This is a genomic window from Nocardioides sp. S-1144 (assembly GCF_005954645.2).
In the GTDB taxonomy this organism is placed as follows: Bacteria; Actinomycetota; Actinomycetes; order Propionibacteriales; family Nocardioidaceae; genus Nocardioides; species Nocardioides dongxiaopingii.
In genome coordinates this window covers 3,990,916-4,009,002 of sequence record NZ_CP040695.2, presented here as the reverse complement: position 1 = coordinate 4,009,002, position 18,087 = coordinate 3,990,916, and the positions used below count along the sequence as shown (strand labels likewise).

General features: G+C 73.2%; 16 protein-coding genes. 9 read left to right on the top strand and 7 right to left on the bottom strand.

All coding sequences use genetic code 11. From position 1 onward, the window contains the following. Positions 1 to 144 precede the first annotated feature (144 nt). Entirely contained in the window at positions 145 to 2,730 is a 2,586-nt protein-coding gene (gene clpB / locus FE634_RS18895) for an ATP-dependent chaperone ClpB (protein ID WP_138876763.1), read from the top strand. A gap of 175 nt (positions 2,731 to 2,905) precedes the next feature. Continuing rightward, positions 2,906 to 3,997 carry a hypothetical protein gene (locus FE634_RS18890; RefSeq protein ID WP_138876762.1) on the top strand — a complete coding sequence of 364 codons (1,092 nt, stop codon included), beginning with the start codon at positions 2,906 to 2,908 and terminating at the stop codon, positions 3,995 to 3,997. Here FE634_RS18890 and FE634_RS18885 read toward each other — a convergent pair. Next, on the bottom strand, positions 3,984 to 5,147 hold the full coding sequence (locus FE634_RS18885; protein ID WP_148240876.1) for a pyridoxal phosphate-dependent aminotransferase: 1,164 nt from the start codon (positions 5,145 to 5,147) through the stop codon (positions 3,984 to 3,986). The genes FE634_RS18890 and FE634_RS18885 overlap by 14 nt on opposite strands. Positions 5,148 to 5,179: 32 nt before the next feature. Between FE634_RS18885 and pyrE the strand changes: the two genes are divergently transcribed. Next, the gene (gene pyrE / locus FE634_RS18880) at positions 5,180 to 5,722 is read left to right on the top strand and encodes an orotate phosphoribosyltransferase (protein WP_222847618.1); all 543 of its coding nucleotides are present in this window, start codon (positions 5,180 to 5,182) and stop codon (positions 5,720 to 5,722) included. A 16-nt stretch (positions 5,723 to 5,738) separates the two neighbouring features. Here pyrE and FE634_RS18875 read toward each other — a convergent pair whose 3' ends face one another. Further along, complete coding sequence (locus FE634_RS18875; RefSeq protein ID WP_262347489.1) at positions 5,739 to 6,461, bottom strand: DedA family protein; 723 nt, start codon at positions 6,459 to 6,461, stop codon at positions 5,739 to 5,741. A 97-nt stretch (positions 6,462 to 6,558) separates the two neighbouring features. Between FE634_RS18875 and FE634_RS18870 the strand changes: the two genes are divergently transcribed. Continuing rightward, a complete protein-coding gene (locus FE634_RS18870; RefSeq protein ID WP_137294068.1) occupies positions 6,559 to 7,224 on the top strand; it encodes a TrmH family RNA methyltransferase in 666 nt (221 codons plus the stop codon). Positions 7,225 to 7,270: 46 nt separating this feature from the next. Here the strand turns inward: FE634_RS18870 and FE634_RS18865 are convergent, their stop codons facing one another. From FE634_RS18865 to FE634_RS18855, 3 genes are read right to left on the bottom strand one after another with little or no spacing between them, the layout of a single operon-like run. Next, on the bottom strand, positions 7,271 to 7,768 hold the full coding sequence (locus FE634_RS18865; protein WP_137293972.1) for a SigE family RNA polymerase sigma factor: 498 nt from the start codon (positions 7,766 to 7,768) through the stop codon (positions 7,271 to 7,273). Further along, positions 7,765 to 8,649, bottom strand: coding sequence for a hypothetical protein (locus FE634_RS18860; protein ID WP_137293971.1), 885 nt, complete (start codon positions 8,647 to 8,649; stop codon positions 7,765 to 7,767). The genes FE634_RS18865 and FE634_RS18860 overlap by 4 nt, the downstream gene beginning before the upstream one ends. Then, positions 8,646 to 9,167, bottom strand: a complete 522-nt coding sequence (locus tag FE634_RS18855) for a DUF2867 domain-containing protein (RefSeq protein ID WP_137293970.1) — start codon at positions 9,165 to 9,167, stop codon at positions 8,646 to 8,648. The genes FE634_RS18860 and FE634_RS18855 overlap by 4 nt, the downstream gene beginning before the upstream one ends. A gap of 70 nt (positions 9,168 to 9,237) precedes the next feature. Here FE634_RS18855 and fbaA point away from each other — a divergent pair, with 70 nt between their 5' ends. The 4 genes from fbaA (at position 9,238) to FE634_RS18835 (ending at position 13,828) form a co-directional block, all read left to right on the top strand. Then, on the top strand, positions 9,238 to 10,266 hold the full coding sequence (gene fbaA, locus FE634_RS18850; protein WP_137293969.1) for a class II fructose-bisphosphate aldolase: 1,029 nt from the start codon (positions 9,238 to 9,240) through the stop codon (positions 10,264 to 10,266). Positions 10,267 to 10,349: 83 nt separating this feature from the next. Continuing rightward, complete coding sequence (locus tag FE634_RS18845; protein ID WP_137293968.1) at positions 10,350 to 12,083, top strand: alpha/beta fold hydrolase; 1,734 nt, start codon at positions 10,350 to 10,352, stop codon at positions 12,081 to 12,083. Between the two features lie 83 nt (positions 12,084 to 12,166). Beyond that, positions 12,167 to 12,583, top strand: a complete 417-nt coding sequence (locus FE634_RS18840) for a DUF3151 domain-containing protein (RefSeq protein WP_137293967.1) — start codon at positions 12,167 to 12,169, stop codon at positions 12,581 to 12,583. A 210-nt stretch (positions 12,584 to 12,793) separates the two neighbouring features. Next, the gene (locus FE634_RS18835) at positions 12,794 to 13,828 is read left to right on the top strand and encodes a type IV toxin-antitoxin system AbiEi family antitoxin domain-containing protein (RefSeq protein WP_138876761.1); all 1,035 of its coding nucleotides are present in this window, start codon (positions 12,794 to 12,796) and stop codon (positions 13,826 to 13,828) included. A gap of 101 nt (positions 13,829 to 13,929) precedes the next feature. Here FE634_RS18835 and lysS read toward each other — a convergent pair whose 3' ends face one another. Together lysS and FE634_RS18825 are read right to left on the bottom strand one after the other, a co-directional pair. Then, complete coding sequence (gene lysS, locus FE634_RS18830) at positions 13,930 to 15,615, bottom strand: lysine--tRNA ligase (RefSeq protein WP_138876760.1); 1,686 nt, start codon at positions 15,613 to 15,615, stop codon at positions 13,930 to 13,932. 37 nt (positions 15,616 to 15,652) lie between these two features. Then, on the bottom strand, positions 15,653 to 16,567 hold the full coding sequence (locus tag FE634_RS18825; protein ID WP_137293964.1) for a diacylglycerol/lipid kinase family protein: 915 nt from the start codon (positions 16,565 to 16,567) through the stop codon (positions 15,653 to 15,655). 220 nt (positions 16,568 to 16,787) lie between these two features. Between FE634_RS18825 and FE634_RS18820 the strand changes: the two genes are divergently transcribed. Next, positions 16,788 to 18,086: an adenylosuccinate synthase gene (locus FE634_RS18820; RefSeq protein WP_138876759.1), complete on the top strand. Its 1,299-nt coding sequence runs from the start codon at positions 16,788 to 16,790 to the stop codon at positions 18,084 to 18,086. Position 18,087: the final 1 nt, after the last annotated feature.

Genomic DNA, 18,087 nt, shown 5'->3' with positions numbered 1-18,087 from the left:
GGCTCGTCGGTCACCGTGACAGATGACCAGAGTTGAGTGGAACAGACTCAACTCTTGCTACGTTGAACCGGGTGTCCGACTCCGTCGGGCCACCGATCCACCCGTTCCGACCCGCTCGGACCCGTACCGCAGGAGCATTGCCCCATGAGTCAGTTCTCCGCCGAGAAGTTCACCACCCGCAGCCGGGAGGCCATCGAGGCCGCCCAGCTCGCGGCGACGACGTCCGGCCACAGCAAGGTCGAGCCGCTGCACCTCCTCGTCGCGCTGCTGCGCGACAGCGAGGGGACGGCGGGCACCCTGGTCACCAAGGCCGGCGTCGACCTCGCCACCCTGACCCGCACCGCCGAGTCGGCCTTCGCCGCGCTGCCGCGCGCGACCGGCGCGACCGTGCAGCGCCCGACCACCTCGCCGGCCCTGACCCGCGTGCTCGCCGGCGCGCTCGACCTGGCCGCGTCGATGAAGGACGACTTCGTCGCCACCGAGCACCTGCTCATCGCGCTGGCCGGCACCGACTCGGAGGCCCAGCGCGTGCTCAAGGACGCCGGCCTCACCGAGAAGGGGCTGCGCGAGGGCCTCACCGCCGTCCGCGGCAACCGCCGGGTGACCAGCCAGGACGCCGAGTCGACCTGGGAGGCGCTGGAGAAGTACTCCGTCGACCTCACCCAGCTCGCCGAGGAGGGCGCGCTCGACCCCGTCATCGGGCGCGACAGCGAGATCCGGCGCGTCGTGCAGGTGCTGTCGCGGCGCACCAAGAACAACCCCGTCCTCATCGGCGAGCCCGGCGTCGGCAAGACCGCCGTCGTCGAGGGCCTCGCCCAGCGCGTCGTCGACGGCGACGTCCCCGACTCCCTCAAGGGCCGGCGGGTGCTCAGCCTCGACCTGGCCGCGATGGTGGCCGGGGCGAAGTACCGCGGCGAGTTCGAGGAGCGGCTCAAGGCGGTCCTGGAGGAGATCAAGGACGCCGGCGGCCAGGTCATCACGTTCATCGACGAGCTGCACACCGTCGTCGGCGCGGGCGCCGGCGGCGACTCCGCGATGGACGCCGGCAACATGCTGAAGCCGATGCTGGCCCGCGGCGAGCTCAGCATGATCGGTGCGACCACGCTCGACGAGTACCGCGAGCGGATCGAGAAGGACCCCGCGCTCGAGCGCCGCTTCCAGCAGGTCTTCGTCGGCGAGCCGTCGGTCGAGGACACCATCCAGATCCTGCGCGGCATCCAGGAGAAGTACCAGGCCCACCACGGCGTCCGGATCACCGACGCCGCGCTGGTCGCGGCCGCCACCCTCTCCGACCGCTACATCACCGGCCGCCAGCTGCCCGACAAGGCGATCGACCTGATCGACGAGGCCTCGAGCCGGCTGCGGATGGAGATCGAGAGCTCGCCGGAGGAGATCGACCAGCTGCGCCGCCAGGTCGACCGGCTCCGCATGGAGGAGTTCGCGCTGGCCAAGGAGGACGACGCCGGCTCGCGCGAGCGGCTCGGCGTCCTGCGCGCCGACCTGGCCGACAAGCAGGAGGAGCTGCGCGGCCTCGAGGCTCGCTGGGAGCAGGAGAAGGCGTCGCTGGAGGGCGCCGGCGAGCTCCGCAAGCAGCTCGACCACCTGCGCATCGAGGCCGACAAGCACCAGCGCGACGGCGAGTACGAGAAGGCCTCCGAGATCCTCTACGGGCAGATCCCGCAGCTGGAGAAGCAGATCGAGGCCGCCGAGTCCGCCGAGCGCTCCACCGCCGAGCCGATGGTCGGCGAGTCGGTCGGGCCCGAGCAGATCGCCGACGTCGTCGAGGCCTGGACCGGCATCCCGACCGGCCGGATGCTCGAGGGCGAGACCGCCAAGCTGCTCAAGATGGAGGACGTCATCGGCGAGCGGCTGATCGGCCAGCGCGACGCCGTCGTCGCGGTCAGCGACGCCGTCCGCCGGTCGCGGGCCGGGATCGCCGACCCGAACCGCCCGGTCGGCTCGTTCCTCTTCCTCGGCCCCACCGGCACCGGCAAGACCGAGCTGGCGAAGTCGCTGGCCGACTTCCTCTTCGACGACGAGCGCGCGATCGTGCGCATCGACATGAGCGAGTACTCCGAGAAGCACTCGGTCGCGCGCCTGGTCGGCGCCCCTCCCGGCTACGTCGGCTACGACGAGGGCGGCCAGCTCACCGAGGCGGTGCGCCGCCGGCCCTACAGCGTCGTGCTCCTCGACGAGGTCGAGAAGGCGCACCCGGAGGTCTTCGACATCCTGCTGCAGGTGCTCGACGACGGCCGGCTCACCGACGGCCAGGGCCGCACCGTCGACTTCCGCAACACGATCATGATCCTCACCAGCAACCTCGGTTCGCAGTACCTCGTCGACCCGACGCTCGAGCCGGAGAAGAAGCGCGACGCGGTGATGTCGGTCGTGCGGTCGTCGTTCAAGCCGGAGTTCCTCAACCGGCTCGACGAGATCGTGCTGTTCGAGGCCCTCTCCAAGGAGGCCCTCACCCACATCGTCGACCTGCAGCTCGGGCTGCTCGAGAAGCGGCTCGCGGTCCGGCGGATCACCATCGAGGTCACCGACGCCGCCAAGGCCTGGCTCGCCGAGACCGGCTTCGACCCGGCCTACGGCGCCCGGCCGCTGCGCCGCCTCGTGCAGTCGGCCATCGGCGACAACCTCGCGAAGATGCTGATCGGCGGCCAGGTCGTCGACGGCTCCACCGTCCGCATCGACGCCGGCGACGAGGGCCTGGCGCTCAGCGTCTGACGCGCTCCCGCGGCCCTGCCCGCTGGCTGCCACGCCCGACTGGGCGGCCGATACCTGAACCTGGGGGCCGGGATCCCGGCCCCCAGGTTCAGGTTTCCCCGGTCGACCGGGGAAATCCCGCCCCCGGCCCAGGTGCGGGGCCGCGCCCTCAGGTCTTCTCTGGGAGACTGGGGTCGTGGCCGAGAAGACGATCCCCCGACCGCGACAGGTGTCCCTGCTGGGCGGCGTCATCATGGGCGGCTCGCTGTTCGTGGTGCTGCTGACCTTCGACCAGATGGCCTCGCTCGGGTCGATCGAGGCGCAGGAGTCGGCCGCGCGGCTGATCGCCGAGCCGCCGACGTCCGGGCTCGGGCTGAGCGTCGACGACGTCCAGTCGATCCTGCGGGTCCTGTGCCTGGTGGCCGGCGGTGCCGCCGCGGCGTCGACGATCCTGGGCTGGCAGGTGCTGCGGCGCGCCCGCAGCGCGCGGCTGGCGCTGAGCATCCTGGCGCCGGTGCTGCTGGTCGCGGGCCTGTCGACGTCGGGGTTCCTCGCGGCCGTCGTCGTCGCGGCGATCGTGATGCTCTGGCTCCAGCCGGCGCGCGACTGGTTCGCCGGCGTCGCGGCGCCGTCGCCGCAGGTCGCCCGCCGCGACCCGTCGCAACCCGACCCGTTCGGTCCCTCGACCCACACCGCCACCTCCTACGTCCCGCCGGCCGAGCGGACCACGCCCACCGCCCCGACCGCGCCCGACCAGGCACCCCAGGCACCCCAGGCCCCCGACGCCCCCCGGTACGACCAGCCCGCCCACCAGCCCGCGCCCCTGTACGGCGGCCACCGGCAGGGCCCGGCGCCGACGTCCCGCCCGCCGCAGGTCCTGGCCGCGGCCGTCGCGACGATCGTGACCTCGACCCTCGTGGCCGGCTTCGTCGCGCTCGGCGTCCTGTTCGTCGCCGGTGACCGGACGGCTTTCGAGGACGAGGTCGCCTCCGAGATCGGCTCCAACGCCGCCTACGAGGACCTCGACCCCAGCCTGCTCGCCGACGTCGCCATCGGGATGCTCGTGGTCTTCGCGATCTGGGCCGTCGTCGCGGTGGTGCTCGCGGTGCTCACCCTGCGCGGCAGCAACGGCGCCCGCATCACCCTGGTCGTCTCGGCGATCGGTGCCGCCCTGGCCAGCCTGCTGGGGATCCTGGTCATCGCGCCGCTGCTCGTCACCGCCGCCTGCGTGGCCGTCGCCGTGCTGCTGCTGCGGCGCGAGTCGGCGGCCTGGTTCACCCGGCGCTGAGCCGGGCCGCGGCCAGCCGCGACGTCGCCTCGGCGATCACCTCGGCGCGCTTGCAGAAGGCCCACCGCACCAGGTGCCGGCCGGGGCCGCGCGGGTCGTCGTGGAAGACCTGCTCCGGGACGGCGACCACGCCGGCCCGCTCGGGCAGCGCCAGGCAGAACGCCAGGCCGTCGTCCCAGCCGAGGTCGCCGACGTCGGACGTCGCGAAGTAGGTGCCCTGCGGCGTGGTCGTCGGCAGGCCCGCCGCCCGCAGGCCCGCGACGAGCTGGTCGCGCTTGGCCCGGAGCTCGACCGCGAGCGCCGCCGGGTACCCCGCGTGCTCGGTCAGGGCGTGCGCGACGGCCGGCTGCAGGGGCGCCCCGGAGGTGTAGGTCAGCCACTGCTTGGCGGCCATCAGGGCGCTCACCAGGTGTGCGGGCCCGCTCGCCCAGCCGACCTTCCAGCCGGTCAGGGAGTACGACTTCCCGACGCTCGAGAGCGTCAGCGTGCGCTCGGCCATCCCGGGCAGCGTCGCGATCGGGGTGTGCGCCGCCCCGTCGAAGACGAGGTGCTCGTAGACCTCGTCGGTGATCACGGTGAGGTCGTGCTCGACGGCCAGCGCGGCCACCGCGGCCAGCTCCTCGGCGCTCAGCACGGTGCCGGTGGGGTTGTGCGGGCTGTTGAGCAGCACGAACCGGGTCCGCGGCGTCACCGCGGCCCGCAGCTCGTCGGGGTCGAGGCGGAAGTCGGGGGAGCGCAGCGTCACCGGACGGCGCACCGCCCCGGCCACCTGCAGCATCGCCAGGTAGGAGTCGTAGTAGGGCTCGAGGACGACGACCTCGTCGGCCGGCTCGACCAGCCCGAGCAGCGCCGCGGCGATGCCCTCGGTGCAGCCGGTGGTGATCGCGACCTCGGTGTCGGGGTCGAGCTCGAGGCCGTAGTGGCGGCGCTGGTGCTCGGCCACGGCCTGCCGCAGCGCGGGGACGCCGATGCCGGGGGCGTACTGGTTGGCGCCGCCCCGCATCGCCGCCACCGCGGCGTCGACGACCTCGGGAGGCCCGTCCTCGTCGGGGAACCCCTGGCCGAGGTTGACCGAGCCGGTGCGGACGGCGAGGGCCGACATCTGGGCGAAGATGGTCGGGGGGATGCCGTGCAGGCGGGACGCGGTCACCTCGTCGACACTAGTCCTGGGAGACTGGCCCGGTGACGACCACGGACGACTCCCTCGCTGCCGACATCGACGCCTGCTGCCGCCTGACCGGGGAGTTCACCCTCCGCTCCGGCCAGGTCTCGCACGAGTACTTCGACAAGTACCTCTTCGAGGCCGATCCGCTGCTGCTCGGCCGGGTCGCGCGCGAGATGATCCAGGTGATCCCGCAGGACACCGAGCTGCTCGGCGGCCTCGAGATGGGCGGCATCCCGATCGCCACGGTGGTCAGCTCGATCACCGGCACCCCGGCCCTCTTCGTGCGCAAGGAGGCGAAGACCTACGGCACCTGCAAGCTCGCCGAGGGCCCGCCGTACGCCGGGCGGCGGGTGACGCTCGTCGAGGACGTCATCACCACCGGCGGCGCCGTGCGCGACGCCACCCGGGCGCTGCGCGAGGGCGGCGCGATCGTCGAGGTGGTCGTCTGCGCGATCGACCGCTCGCCGGCCGGGCAGAACCCGCTCGCCGACGTCGGGCTCGAGGTCCGCTCGATCCTCACCAAGGCCGACCTGGACGCCGTCCGCGCCGCCCGGGCGTGATGCCCGGGCGCGAGCCCTACGCCTCGGCCGTGCGGGCCTCGGCGTCGGGGTCCTCGCCGCGGCGCAGCTCGCGCCGGTGCTTGACGCCCTCGTAGACCAGGGGCGCCAGGGTGAAGATGAGGATCGCGATCATCGCGTAGTCGATGTTGTCGCCGATCGAGGGGAACGTCGCCCCGAGGAAGTAGCCGAGCATGGTGATCGAGCAGACCCAGAGCACCGCGCCGATGGCGCTCCAGGTGAAGAAGCGGCGCCGCTCCATCTGCGTGACCCCGGCGACCACGGTGATGTAGGTGCGGACGAAGGGCACGAAGCGGCCGATGACCAGGGCCTTGTTGCCGTGCTTGTCGAAGAACGCGGTGGTGTTGTCGAAGTACTTGCGCTTGAGGATCCGCCCGTCGCGCTCGTAGAGCGGTGGGCCCAGCTTGCGGCCGATCTCGTAGCCCACGACGTTGCCCAGGAAGCCGGCGATCGTCAGCAGCACGAGCGCGACGGCGAGCTCGACGAGCGGTTCGCCCATGCCGAAGATGTGGATCTGCTCGCCGGCGATGAACAGGCCGAGCGCGAAGAGCAGCGTGTCGCCGGGCAGGAACGGGAAGAACAGACCGCACTCGACGAAGACGATCGCCAGGCTGATCCAGATCAGCGTGCCGCCGAAGTTGTCGAGGAGCCACTCGGGCTCCATCCACTTGATCCCCAGCAGCAACGGGACGAGATCAGGGACGGCAACCAGCAGACTCACACCCAAAACCTACCTGTCGTAGCGTCTCCCTGTGCATCCGGCCGACCCTGAGATCCCCCCGAGTGCGGGGGCCGAGCAGCGGGCGCCGTACGACCCGATGCCGCACGGACCGGTCGAGGTCGGCGTCGGTCCGTGGCCCGGTCCGTGGCCCGACGGCGCGGGCAGCGAGGTCTACGACCCCGAGCTGCTGGGCGCCGGTGACCGGCGCAACGTCGTCGACCGCTACCGCTACTGGAGCGTCGAGGCGATCCGGGCCGACCTCGACGCGCGCCGCCACGGGTTCCACGTGGCGATCGAGAACTGGCAGCACGACTTCAACATCGGCACGATCGTCCGCTCCGCGAACGCGTTCCTCGCCGCGGAGGTGCACATCGTCGGCAACCGCCGCTGGAACCGGCGCGGCGCGATGGTGACCGACCGCTACCAGCACGTGCGGCACCACCCGAGCGCCGGCGACCTCGCCGGGTACCTCGCCGACCGGCCCGGCGGCGGCGTCCCCGTCTGGGGCATCGACAACCTCCCCGGCTCGGCCCACCTCGAGACGATGCGGCTGCCGCGCCGCGTCTGCTTCCTGTTCGGGCAGGAGGGGCCCGGGCTCTCCGACGCCGCCCGCGACGTCTGCGCCGGCACCTTCTCGATCGCCCAGTTCGGCTCCACCCGCTCGATCAACGCCTCGGCCGCGGCGGCGATCGCCATGCACTCCTGGGTCCGCGAGCACGCCGACCTCTCCGACGGCGCCCCCGACACCACCTGGCGCGGCTGAGCACGGGGGCCGGGCCGGGCCGGCGCGACGTCGCGCCGACCCGCGCTCAGCTGCCGTTCGGGGCGAGCGCCGCCTGGAGGGCGGCGACCCCGCGGGAGGTGTGGCTCTTGACGGTGCCGGTCGCGACGCCGAGCTCGGCGGCGGTCTCCTCGACCGACAGCCCGAGCCAGTGGCGCAGGACGACGGCGCGGCGCTGCATCGGCGGCAGCGCCTGCAGCGCCGCGAACAGCTCGGAGCGCTCCTCGACCGGCAGCGGCTCGCGCGCGGCCCGGTCGTGCCCCTCGAGCCCGGCCCGCTCGCGGCGCCGCCACGGCCGGCGGTGCTCGTCGATGTCGGCGCGCACGATGATCTGGCGCACGTAGGCCTCCTCGCGGCCGTCGCGGTGCAACCGGGGCCACGCGACGTACAGCTTGGTCAGGGCGGTCTGCAAGACGTCGTCGGCACGGTTCCAGTCGCCGCAGACGGCGTAGGCGATCCGGCGCAGGTGCTGCTGGCGGGCGGCAACGAAGTCGGTGAACTCGCGGTCGCGGTCGGTCGCGGTCATCGCAGCCCCTCACCGCTGCCGTACTGGTCGGCGGCGTAGGACAGGAACTCCTGGATCGTCGCCCCGCCGACGCTGCCGGCGGTCGGGAGGTACTGCGGCGGCGAGCCGTCGAGCTCGCGGGCGAGCACGAACCAGCGCATGCCGTCGTAGGTCACCATCGCGACCGCGGTGCGGTCGCCGGGACCGGCGAAGTTGTCGGGCAGGTCGACGTCGCCCGTCTGCTCCAGGACCTCGACGCCGGCGCGGGGCAGCAGGGTCTCGCCGTCCCCGAAGCGGACCAGGCGCAGACCCGGCTCGCCGGTCTGGAGCGCGACCATGTCGTCGACCCACTGCTGCAGGGTCGCGAAGGACTTGCGGGCCGGGTCCCAGCTCGCGGACCCGCCGGTGGGGTCGTACTCGAGCAGTGCCCAGTAGTCCTCGCCGTCGCGGGAGTAGGCGATCCCCAGCGAGCGGTTCGGCGGCACCGACGCGAGCGGGTTGGCGATGCGCTGCGTCACGGTCACGCCGCGCGCCTTGAGCACGGAGCCGTCGGCGTCGAGCCAGACGTCGGAGCCGTGGAGGTCGCGCGACGGGCGCGGCGACCCGGTGGCCGGCGCGCTGGTCGGTGCGTCGGTCGGCGCGCTCGACGTGCTCGGCGCGGCGGTGGACGTCGGTGTGCCGGCCACGTCGACCCCGCCGCCGGTCGGGGCGGAGTCGTCGTCGAGGACGGTGTAGGCGGTGCCGAGGACCGCGACCACCGCGACCGCACCCGCCCCGACGGTGAGGCGGCGCCGGCGCAACGCGCGGCGTCCGGCGCGGAGCCGGGCGTCGGCCGGGGGGAGCGGGGGGCCGTCCCCGAAGGAGGAGTCGAGGTGGTCGGCGAGGTCGTGGTGCTCGTTCATGCCTGGTCTACGGAGGCCGACCCGTCGGGGTTGTCGTGGCGCCGGAGAATCGTCAGGACGTCGAGCACCACCAGCTCGGTGACGGCCTCGCGGGCGGGCAGGTCGGCGAGCAGGTAGGCGTGGCCGAGGACGCCGCGCGGGGCGAAGCCGATGGTGACCGAGACGGTGCTGGCGCCCTCGACCTCCTCGTCGGCGCGGACGACGGCCTCGAGCCTCACCGTGCCGGGGGCGCGGACGTCGGCCTCGAGCGCGAGCCGGCGGGCCCGGTGGTCGGCGTCGGTGACCCGCCAGAACCCGACCCGGTCGCCGGTGGCGAGCAGCGGGCGGCCGGGCGGCGGGCGCCGCAGGCCGGGGCCGAGCACGAGCCGGTCGATCGCACGGCGGAAGACCAGCGGCGCCGCGTCGACGTACCACTGCCGACCGGCGCGACCGGACGCGACGACCGACCAGGTGTCCTCGGGGGAGAGCCGGACGGTGGCGTCCCGGCGGCTCGTGTGCAGTGTCCGCGCGCGTCGCATGGAACGACCCTACGGGCCGGTAAGCACTAGGGTCCGTGGTCAGACCGACGTCGTCCCGAGGAGCCCCCGCATGCCCATCGCCACCCCCGAGAAGTACGCCGAGATGCTGGACACCGCGAAGGCCGGTGCCTACGCCTTCCCGGCGATCAACGTGTCGTCGTCCCAGACGCTCAACGCCGCCCTGGCCGGCTTCGCCGAGGCCGGCAGCGACGGGATCATCCAGGTCTCGACCGGTGGCGCCGACTACCTCTCCGGGCCGACGGTCAAGAACATGGTGTCGGGCTCGCTGGCCTTCGCCGCCTACGCCGCCGAGGTCGCCAAGAGCTACCCCGTCAACATCGCGCTGCACACCGACCACTGCCCGAAGGACAAGCTCGACGGCTTCGTCCGCCCGCTGCTCGACCTCTCGGTCGAGCGGGTCAAGGCCGGCCAGGCGCCGCTGTTCCAGTCGCACATGTGGGACGGCTCGGCCGTGCCGCTCGACGAGAACCTCTCGATCGCCGCCGAGCTGCTCGAGAAGTGCATCGCCGCCAAGATCATCCTCGAGATCGAGGTCGGGGTCGTCGGTGGCGAGGAGGACGGCGTCGAGGCCGAGATCAACGACAAGCTCTACTCGACCCCCGAGGACGCCATCGCGACCGCCCGGGCGCTCGGCCACGGCGACCAGGGCTACTACATGACGGCCCTGACCTTCGGCAACGTGCACGGCGTCTACAAGCCCGGCAACGTGAAGCTGCGCCCGTCGGTGCTGCGCGACGCCCAGGCCGCGGTCGTGCAGGAGTTCGGCCTCGAGGAGGGCGCCAAGCCCTTCCACCTCGTCTTCCACGGCGGCTCGGGCTCCACGGCCGAGGAGATCGCCGAGGCCCTCGACTACGGCGTGGTGAAGATGAACGTCGACACCGACACCCAGTACGCCTTCACCCGCCCGGTCGCCGGTCACATGTTCGCCCACTACGACGGGGTCCTGAAGATCGACGGCGAGGTCGGCAACAAGAAGACCTACGACCCGCGGGCGTGGGGCAAGGCCGGCGAGGCCGGCATGGCCGCCCGGGTCGTCGAGGCGTGCGAGAACCTGCGCTCGGCCGGCCGCACGATCTGAGACTCGCGCGGCCACACCCTTGACGCGGGCCCCGATCAGCCCAGGATGGGTGCAGCCCATCACCTGACTCCTCGGGAGCACCCTTGCGCAAGCTCGCAGCCCTGTCCGTCGCCGCCCTGGTGGCCGGCCTGCTGTCCACCGGTCCCTCCAGGGCCGACGACCCGCCAGGCCGGTCCCCGGGGACCGGGACGCCGTCGGCCTCCTCCTCGGCGCCCGCCGCGCGGGTCTCGCCCGACGAGGCCCAGGTCGCACGGGCCCCGCTGCCGAGGCTGGACTGGAAGACCTGCTCCTTCGCCGGCGACATCCCGAAGGAGCGGCGGGCGCGCGTCAGGTGCGCGACCCCGCGGGTGCCGCTCGACTACGACGACCCGCGCGGCGCCACCACCCGGCTCGCCGTCGTCAAGGTGGCCGCCGCCCGGCCCGGGCGCCGGATCGGCAGCCTGTTCGTGAACCCGGGCGGACCCGGCGGCTCGTCGGCCGGCTTCGCCGTCGACGCCGGTTCGGTCCTCGGCAAGGACGTCGACGCCCGCTTCGACGTCATCGGCATCGACCCGCGCGGCGTCGGCGGCAGCGGGCGGACGACGTGCCGCGGCACGATCCGCGTGCCCGGCGACTTCTTCGGCTTCCCCGTCGGCTCGCGCCAGGTCCAGCAGCAGGTCCGCTCCGACGACAGCATCCGCCGCGCCTGCCGCCAGCAGTCCAGCGACCTGCTCGACCACGCCTCGACCGCCGACGTCGCCCGCGACATGGAGCTGGTCCGCCGCGCCCTGCGCGAGCCGCGCCTGTCCTACTACGGCATCTCCTACGGCAGCCACCTCGGCACCACCTACGCCGCGATGTTCCCCGACAACATCCGGGCGCTGGTCGTCGACGGCGTCCTCGACCCGGTCGCCTGGTCGACCGGCGGCCGCGGAAAGAAGGTGCAGCACCCCTTCAGCTACCGCATCGGCAGCGGCAAGGGCGCCTACGAGGCGCTGACCGCCGCCTGGACCGAGTGTGACCGCGTCGGACCGACGCGGTGCGAGCTCGCGCCGGCCTCGCTGGCCAAGTGGCAGGCCGTCGTCCGGGCCGCCCGCCAGGGCCGGCTGACCCTCGACGGCGAGCCGTGGGTCTACCAGGACGTCGTCGGCTTCGGCCTCGGCGCCCTCTACGACCCGGTCGGTCCGCGCTACTTCGCGCAGTTCGTCGCGGGCCTGTACGCCGAGCTGACCGCGGCCGCCCGCGGCACGCGGGGCCGGCGGGTCGACGTCGCCCGGGTCTCGAGCTTCCGGGTCCTTGCCGACCTGCGCCGCGACCTCGACGAGCGCGGCCCGTACGCCGCGCCGGCCCTCTCCTCGACCTCGGTGCCCTCGACGGCCCCGGCGGCCCGCCCCAGCACGGTCGACGTCCTCTTCCAGGCCGTCACCTGCAGCGACGGCCGCAACCCGCAGTCGCCCGGCGCCTGGGAGCGCTCCGCGAAGCTCGCCGACCGGGTGCAGCCGTGGTTCGGCCGCTCCTGGACCTGGGCCTCGTCGCTGTGCGCGAAGGGGGGCGTCGGTGACGGCTCCGACTCGTTCCGCGGCCCCTGGAGGACCTCGACGTCGTACCCGCTGCTCGTCGTCGGCAACAGCCACGACCCGGCCACGCCGGTGCGCGGCGCCCGGAAGGTGAACTCGCTGTTCCGTGACTCGGTGTTCACCCAGTACGACGCCTGGGGCCACGGCGCCCTCGGCGGCGGTGCCTGCATCAGCCGGACGATGGCCGACTACCTGGTGCACCGCACGCTCCCGCCGGACGGCCGGGTCTGCCCGCCGGCGCGCCCGCTCTACCGGCGCTGAGCGCCGCCGCCCCACCCGCTCGACCGCTCGACCGACGCCCCCACCCGCGACCACCGGGTGGGGGCGTCGGCCATGATGAGGCCATGAGCTCCTTCGGTGACCTGATGGCCGGCCCCCCGCCCACCCACCTCCCGCCCGACCCGGCGGCCGACGTCCTGGGCTCTGGGACCAGCCCCATCGACGCGGTGCGCGCCTACCCCGCCTCGCCCGTGGCCTGGGCGGCCCTGGCCTCCGAGGCGGTCTCCCAGGAGGTCGACGCGGTGACCGTCTACGCCTACGCCCGCGTGGGCTACCACCGCTCGCTCGACATGCTGCGCCGCAACGGCTGGAAGGGACACGGCCCGGTCCCGTGGGAGCACGAGCCCAACCGCGGCTTCCTGGTCTGCCTCTCCCTGCTCGCCAAGGCCGCCCGGGCGATCGGCGAGGACGACGAGTGGACCCGCTGCTCGGAGTTCCTGCGCGACTCGAGCCCGACGGCCTACGCCGAGCTCCTGGCCTGAGCCCCGCTCCCAGGCCCGCGGCCGGGCTGCGTGACCAGACGGGTAACTCACCGTTGCTCGCACTTACCCGCCCGTATACAGGCGGGTAAGTCGGCGTAACGGTGGGTTACCCGCCCGGCCGGGCTCGCCCCAGGACGGTGCCCCGGAGCGTTCTCCACAGGCGCTCCGCAGGCCCGTGCGCGCCGTACCGGCGCACGGCACGATCGGCCCATGGACCCCAGAGTCGTCGCCCGCCTGGCCACCCAGGGTGGTCTCATCCGCCGGGTGGACGCGCTCGACCTCGGGGTCAGCCCCACCACCATCGCCGGCTACCTGAAGCGTCGCGACTGGGTGGTCGCGCACCGCGGTGTCTACGGCGACGCCGAGCTGTGGGACTCCCTCGACCCGTACCGCGGCCAGCCCCTGATGAGGGCCAAGGCGGCCGTGATGGCGATGAGGCGGGGGTGGGTGCTCAGCCACGACTCGGCCGCGCACGCCCTCGGCCTGGAGATGCTGAATCCCGAACGGCCCTACGCGCACATCACCCGCCCCGGCTTCACCAACGCCTGGACGAAGGGGCACGTCAAGCACCACCTCGCCCGCTACCGCCAGGACCAGGTCGTCGACGTCGACGGGCACCCCACGCTCGAGCGGGCACGCACCGTCTGCGACGTCGTGCGGGAGCACGGCCTGCGGGCCGGGCTGGTGACCGCCGACTCCGCGATGCGGGCCGGTGTCGCCCGCGGAGCCCTGTGGGAGGCCGTCGACGTGATGCGGCACTGGCCCTACGTCACCACCGTGCGGCAGGTGATCGGCCTCGCCGACCCGCGTGCGGAGTCCGCCGCGGAGTCGCTCGGCCGAGACCTCGTCCTCGGCCTGGGGATCGGTGACGTCGACCTCCAGTTCCCGGTGGCGCTCTCGACCGGGTCGGTCGCCTGGTGCGACCTGCGGGTGGGCAACCACGTGTTCGAGGTGCACGGCCGCATCAAGGTGTTGACGCCGGAGCAGGGCGGGGTCGCCGACCGCGAGGCCCGCGACGTCGTCTTCGACGAGCGCAAGCGCGAGCGGCTCGTCACCGCCGAGGGCCTCGGCGCGACCAACCTCTACTGGGAGGACTTCTTCGGAGCCGGCCGGGCGCGGGCCGTGAAGCGGGCCCGCGCCGACTGGGAGGAGTCGGTCCGGCGCTTCGGTGCGGTGCTGCACCCGCGCCTCGAGCAGAACGCTCGCATGCTGCGGGAGCGGTACGGGCGGCGGGACGCCGGGTGACCGGCCCGGTCGGGTAACTCACCATTCGATGGACCTACCCGCCCGAATTCGGGCGGGTAGGTGTGCGTAACGGTGAGTTACTCGCACGGGGCGCCGCCGGACTACGGGGCGGAGGCCCCGCCGAGCAGGGTGCGGACCCGGTCGGCGCCGAGGGCGAGGAAGAGCGTCGGTAGGCGCGGACCGCGCTCGGCGTCGACGAGGAGCTGGTAGAGCAGCCGGAAGAAGTCCTTCTGGTCGGCCTTGACCTCGTCGGTGGGCGGGTCGTCGAGACCGAGGCCGCGGCCGAGCTTCGGGACGCCGTACACGAGCGTGGTGATCTCGGCCTGGTCGAAGGTGTCGGGCATCCGGTCCAGCAGCTGGGCCAGCCACAGCTCCTCGTCCTCCGACAGGGCGGCGAGGCGGGCGGTGTCGGGCTCGGTGCGGACGGTCGTGCGGTCCGCGGCGGGCAGGTCGGCGGTCCAGGTCATCGCCTTCGACAGCCGCGGCTCGAGCTCCTCGACGCCGGCGTGCGGGTAGCCCGAGGCGGCCACGGCCGAGGAGACCAGCGCGGTGGAGCCGGCGGTCACGTCGGCCACCGACGACAGCAGCCGGAACGGGGCCACGACCGGCGCGGTCGGCAGGACGCCGGCCGCGGCCGTCGACACCGAGCGCTCCCACGACAGGGTCGCGACGTCGCGCTTGGTGGCGGCCTTCCGGCCGAGGGCGTCCCACTCGTCGTAGAGGCGCACGACCTCGGGACCGAAGTCGATGGTGAAGTTCTGCCGCGGCTGCCGGCGCACGTAGAGCCAGCGCAGCATCGGCGCCTCGAGGATCCGCAGCGCGTCCGCGGCGGTCGGCACCCCGCCGCGCGACGACGACATCTTCGTCATCCCCGCGACGCCGACGAACGAGTAGGCCACGAACGACGGGGCGCGCCAGCCGAAGACCGGGGCGATCTCCTTGCCGACGGTGAACGACGACCCGGGCGTCGCGTGGTCGTCGCCGCCCGGCTCGAAGTCGACCTTCTCGAAGGCCCAGCGCATCGGCCAGTCGACCTTCCAGACGAGCTTGCCCTCGTCCTGGGTCGCAAGGTCGGTCACGCCGGTGAAGGAGCACGACGAGCACGTGTAGGACAGGTCGGTGGTGTCGTCGTCGTAGGCGGTCACGGTGACGGTGTCGCGGCCGCACTCGCGGCAGTAGGGCTTGTAGGGGAAGCGGTCGAGCGCCTCCGCCGCGCCGGTGCCACTGCTGTCGCCCGTGTCGTCGGCCTCGGTGGCCGGCGCCTTGGTGCGGAACCGGGCCAGCACGGCCTCGATCTCGTCGCGGTGCCGGACGGCGTGCAGCACCTGCTCGCGGTAGGCCCCGGCGCGGTACATCGCGGTCTGCGAGACCTCCTCCATCTCCACGCCCATCTCGCGCAGCGAGGCGACCAGCGGCTCCTTGTAGTGCTCGGCCCAGGACACGTGGCAGCCGTCGGGGTCGGGCACCGCCGAGAGCGGCCGCCCGATGTGGTCGGCCCACGACGGGTCGACGCCGGCCGGCACCTTGCGGAAGCGGTCGAAGTCGTCCCAGCTGTGCAGGTGGCGGACCGGGAGCCCGCGCCGGCGGATCTCCTCGGCCACGAAGTGGACGGTGAGGAACTCGCGCAGGTTGCCCAGGTGGACCGGCCCGGACGGGCTCGCCCCCGAGGCGCAGGTGATCATCTCCGCGCCCTCGCCGGCGTGCCGGATCGCGGCGTCGGCCGCACGGGTCACCCAGTCGGTGGGGTCGGCGGTCGCGCTGTCGGGGTCCTTGCTTCCTCGTGCCACGCCGCCACGCTAACGAAGTGCCGCCGGCGCGGACCGGTCAGGGCAGCAGCATCGAGTAGGCCGCCGGCATCAGTCGCCAGGACCGCCGCCGCTCCGGGCCGGAGATCTCGCCGTCGGCGCTGATCCAGAACTCCTCGCCGCTGACGGTCACCTGCTCGCCGCGCAGGTAGTCGACGTCGGCGTGGTCGGGGTGCGACCCGACGGTGAGACGGGCGGCGTAGACGAAGCGCGCCAGCGGGCCGGTGGCGCGCGAGACCATCACGTCGACGCGGCCGTCGCCGGGGTCGGCGTCCGGGGTGAGGTCGGTGCCGCCGCCGACGGAGGCGCCGTTGCCGACGGCGACCTGGAGCACGGGGGTGTCGAGGTCGGTGACGACCTTCCCGTCGACCTCCACGCGCAGCCGGACCACCGGCGGGTTCCAGGCGGTGATCGCGGCGCCGATCGGGTAGCCGAGCTTGCCGAGGTTCACCTTGCCGACGCCGACGGAGCCGAGCCGGCCCTTCCAGCGGTGGGCGCGGCGGCTGGCCGCGGCGCCGGCGCCGACGTGCACGTTGTTGACGACGACCTGCCCCACCTCGTCGACCAGCAGGTCCATCCGGCGCGGGGTGCCCTCCAGGATCACGCGCGCGGCGTCCTCGACGTCGAGGGGGAGACCGGTGCCGCGGGCGAAGTCGTTGCCGGTGCCGAGCGGCAGCAGCCCGATCGTGTTCTTGCCGAGGTCGTGGCGGCGGTACAGCGCGGCGATGACGGCGTGCAGGCTGCCGTCGCCGCCGGCCACCACGACCGTGCGCGACCCGGCGCGGTGCAGGACGCCGTCGAGCTCGCCCGGCTCGGAGGTCGCCTCCACCTCCACCGAGCGGTGCGGGCGCAGGACGGCGAGCGCGCGCTCGAGGCTCTCCTCGTCCGAGGTGCCGGCCCCGCTGTTGGTGATGACCAGGAGGGGCTCGCTCATGGCGTCATTGTGCTCTGCCCGTCCACGGCGCCGTCACCGCCCACGCCGGTGGCCGCCGGCGGGACACCGACCGCTACGGCCCGACCACACTCCGGCGCGGGAGCGGCCCACCGCCGATCCACGGTATCGTGGCGCCGCAAGAGGCCCCGGTGCGCTTGTGCCGGGGACTTTCGTTTTTCCAACCGACGTCGAACCCGACCGTCGAAAGAGGGGGCACCCAATGCCGGCCATCGCGATCATCGGCGCCCAGTGGGGCGACGAGGGCAAGGGCAAGGCCACCGACCTGCTCGGCAGCCGCGTCGACCACGTGGTGAAGTTCAACGGCGGCAACAACGCCGGCCACACCGTCGTCATCGACATGCCCGACGGCACGAGCGAGAAGTACGCCCTGCACCTGCTGCCCAGCGGCATCCTCTCGCCCAACTGCACCCCGGTCATCGGCAACGGCGTCGTGGTCGACGTCGAGGTCCTCTTCCAGGAGCTCGACGCGCTCACCGCGCGCGGCGTCGACGTCAGCAAGCTCAAGGTCAGCGCCAACGCCCACGTCATCCCCAGCTACAACAAGGCCGTCGACAAGGTGACCGAGCGGTTCCTCGGCTCCCGCCGCCTCGGCACCACCGGGCGCGGCATCGGCCCGACGTACGCCGACAAGATGAACCGGATCGGCATCCGGGTCCAGGACCTCTTCGACGAGTCGATCCTGCGCAAGAAGGTCGAGGGCGCCCTCGACCTCAAGGGCCAGGTGCTCACCAAGATCTACAACCGCCGGGCCCCGGCGGTCGACGAGATCGTCGAGGAGCTGCTCGCCTACGTCGAGCGGCTGGCCCCGATGGTCTGCGACACCGGTCTCTTCCTCAACCAGCGCCTCGACGACGGCGACATCGTGCTGCTCGAGGCCGGCCAGGCCACGCTGCTCGACGTCGACCACGGCACCTACCCGTTCGTCACCTCGTCGTCGTGCACCGCCGCCGGTGCCTGCACCGGGTCCGGCATCCCGCCGATGCGCCTCGACCAGGTCGTCGGCATCGTCAAGGCCTACACCACCCGCGTCGGCGAGGGTCCGTTCCCGACCGAGCTGTTCGACGACCACGGCGCGCACCTGTCCAAGGTCGGCGCGGAGTTCGGCGTGACGACCGGGCGGGCCCGCCGCTGCGGCTGGTACGACGCCGTCATCGCCCGCTACGCCGCCCGCGTCAACGGCGTCACCGACTTCATCCTCACCAAGCTCGACGTCCTCACCGGCTTCGACCAGGTGCCGGTCTGCGTCGCCTACGACGTCGGCGGCGTCCGGCACGACGAGATGCCGGTCAACCAGTCCGACTTCCACCACGCCGTCCCGATCTACGAGTACCTCCCCGGCTGGTGGGAGGACATCTCCGAGTGCCGCACCTTCGAGGAGCTGCCGGCCAACGCCCGCGCCTACGTGGAGGCGGTCGAGGCGATGTCGGGTGCCCGCATCTCGGTGGTCGGCGTCGGTCCCTCGCGCGCGGCCACGATCGTGCGGCACGAGCTGATCTGAG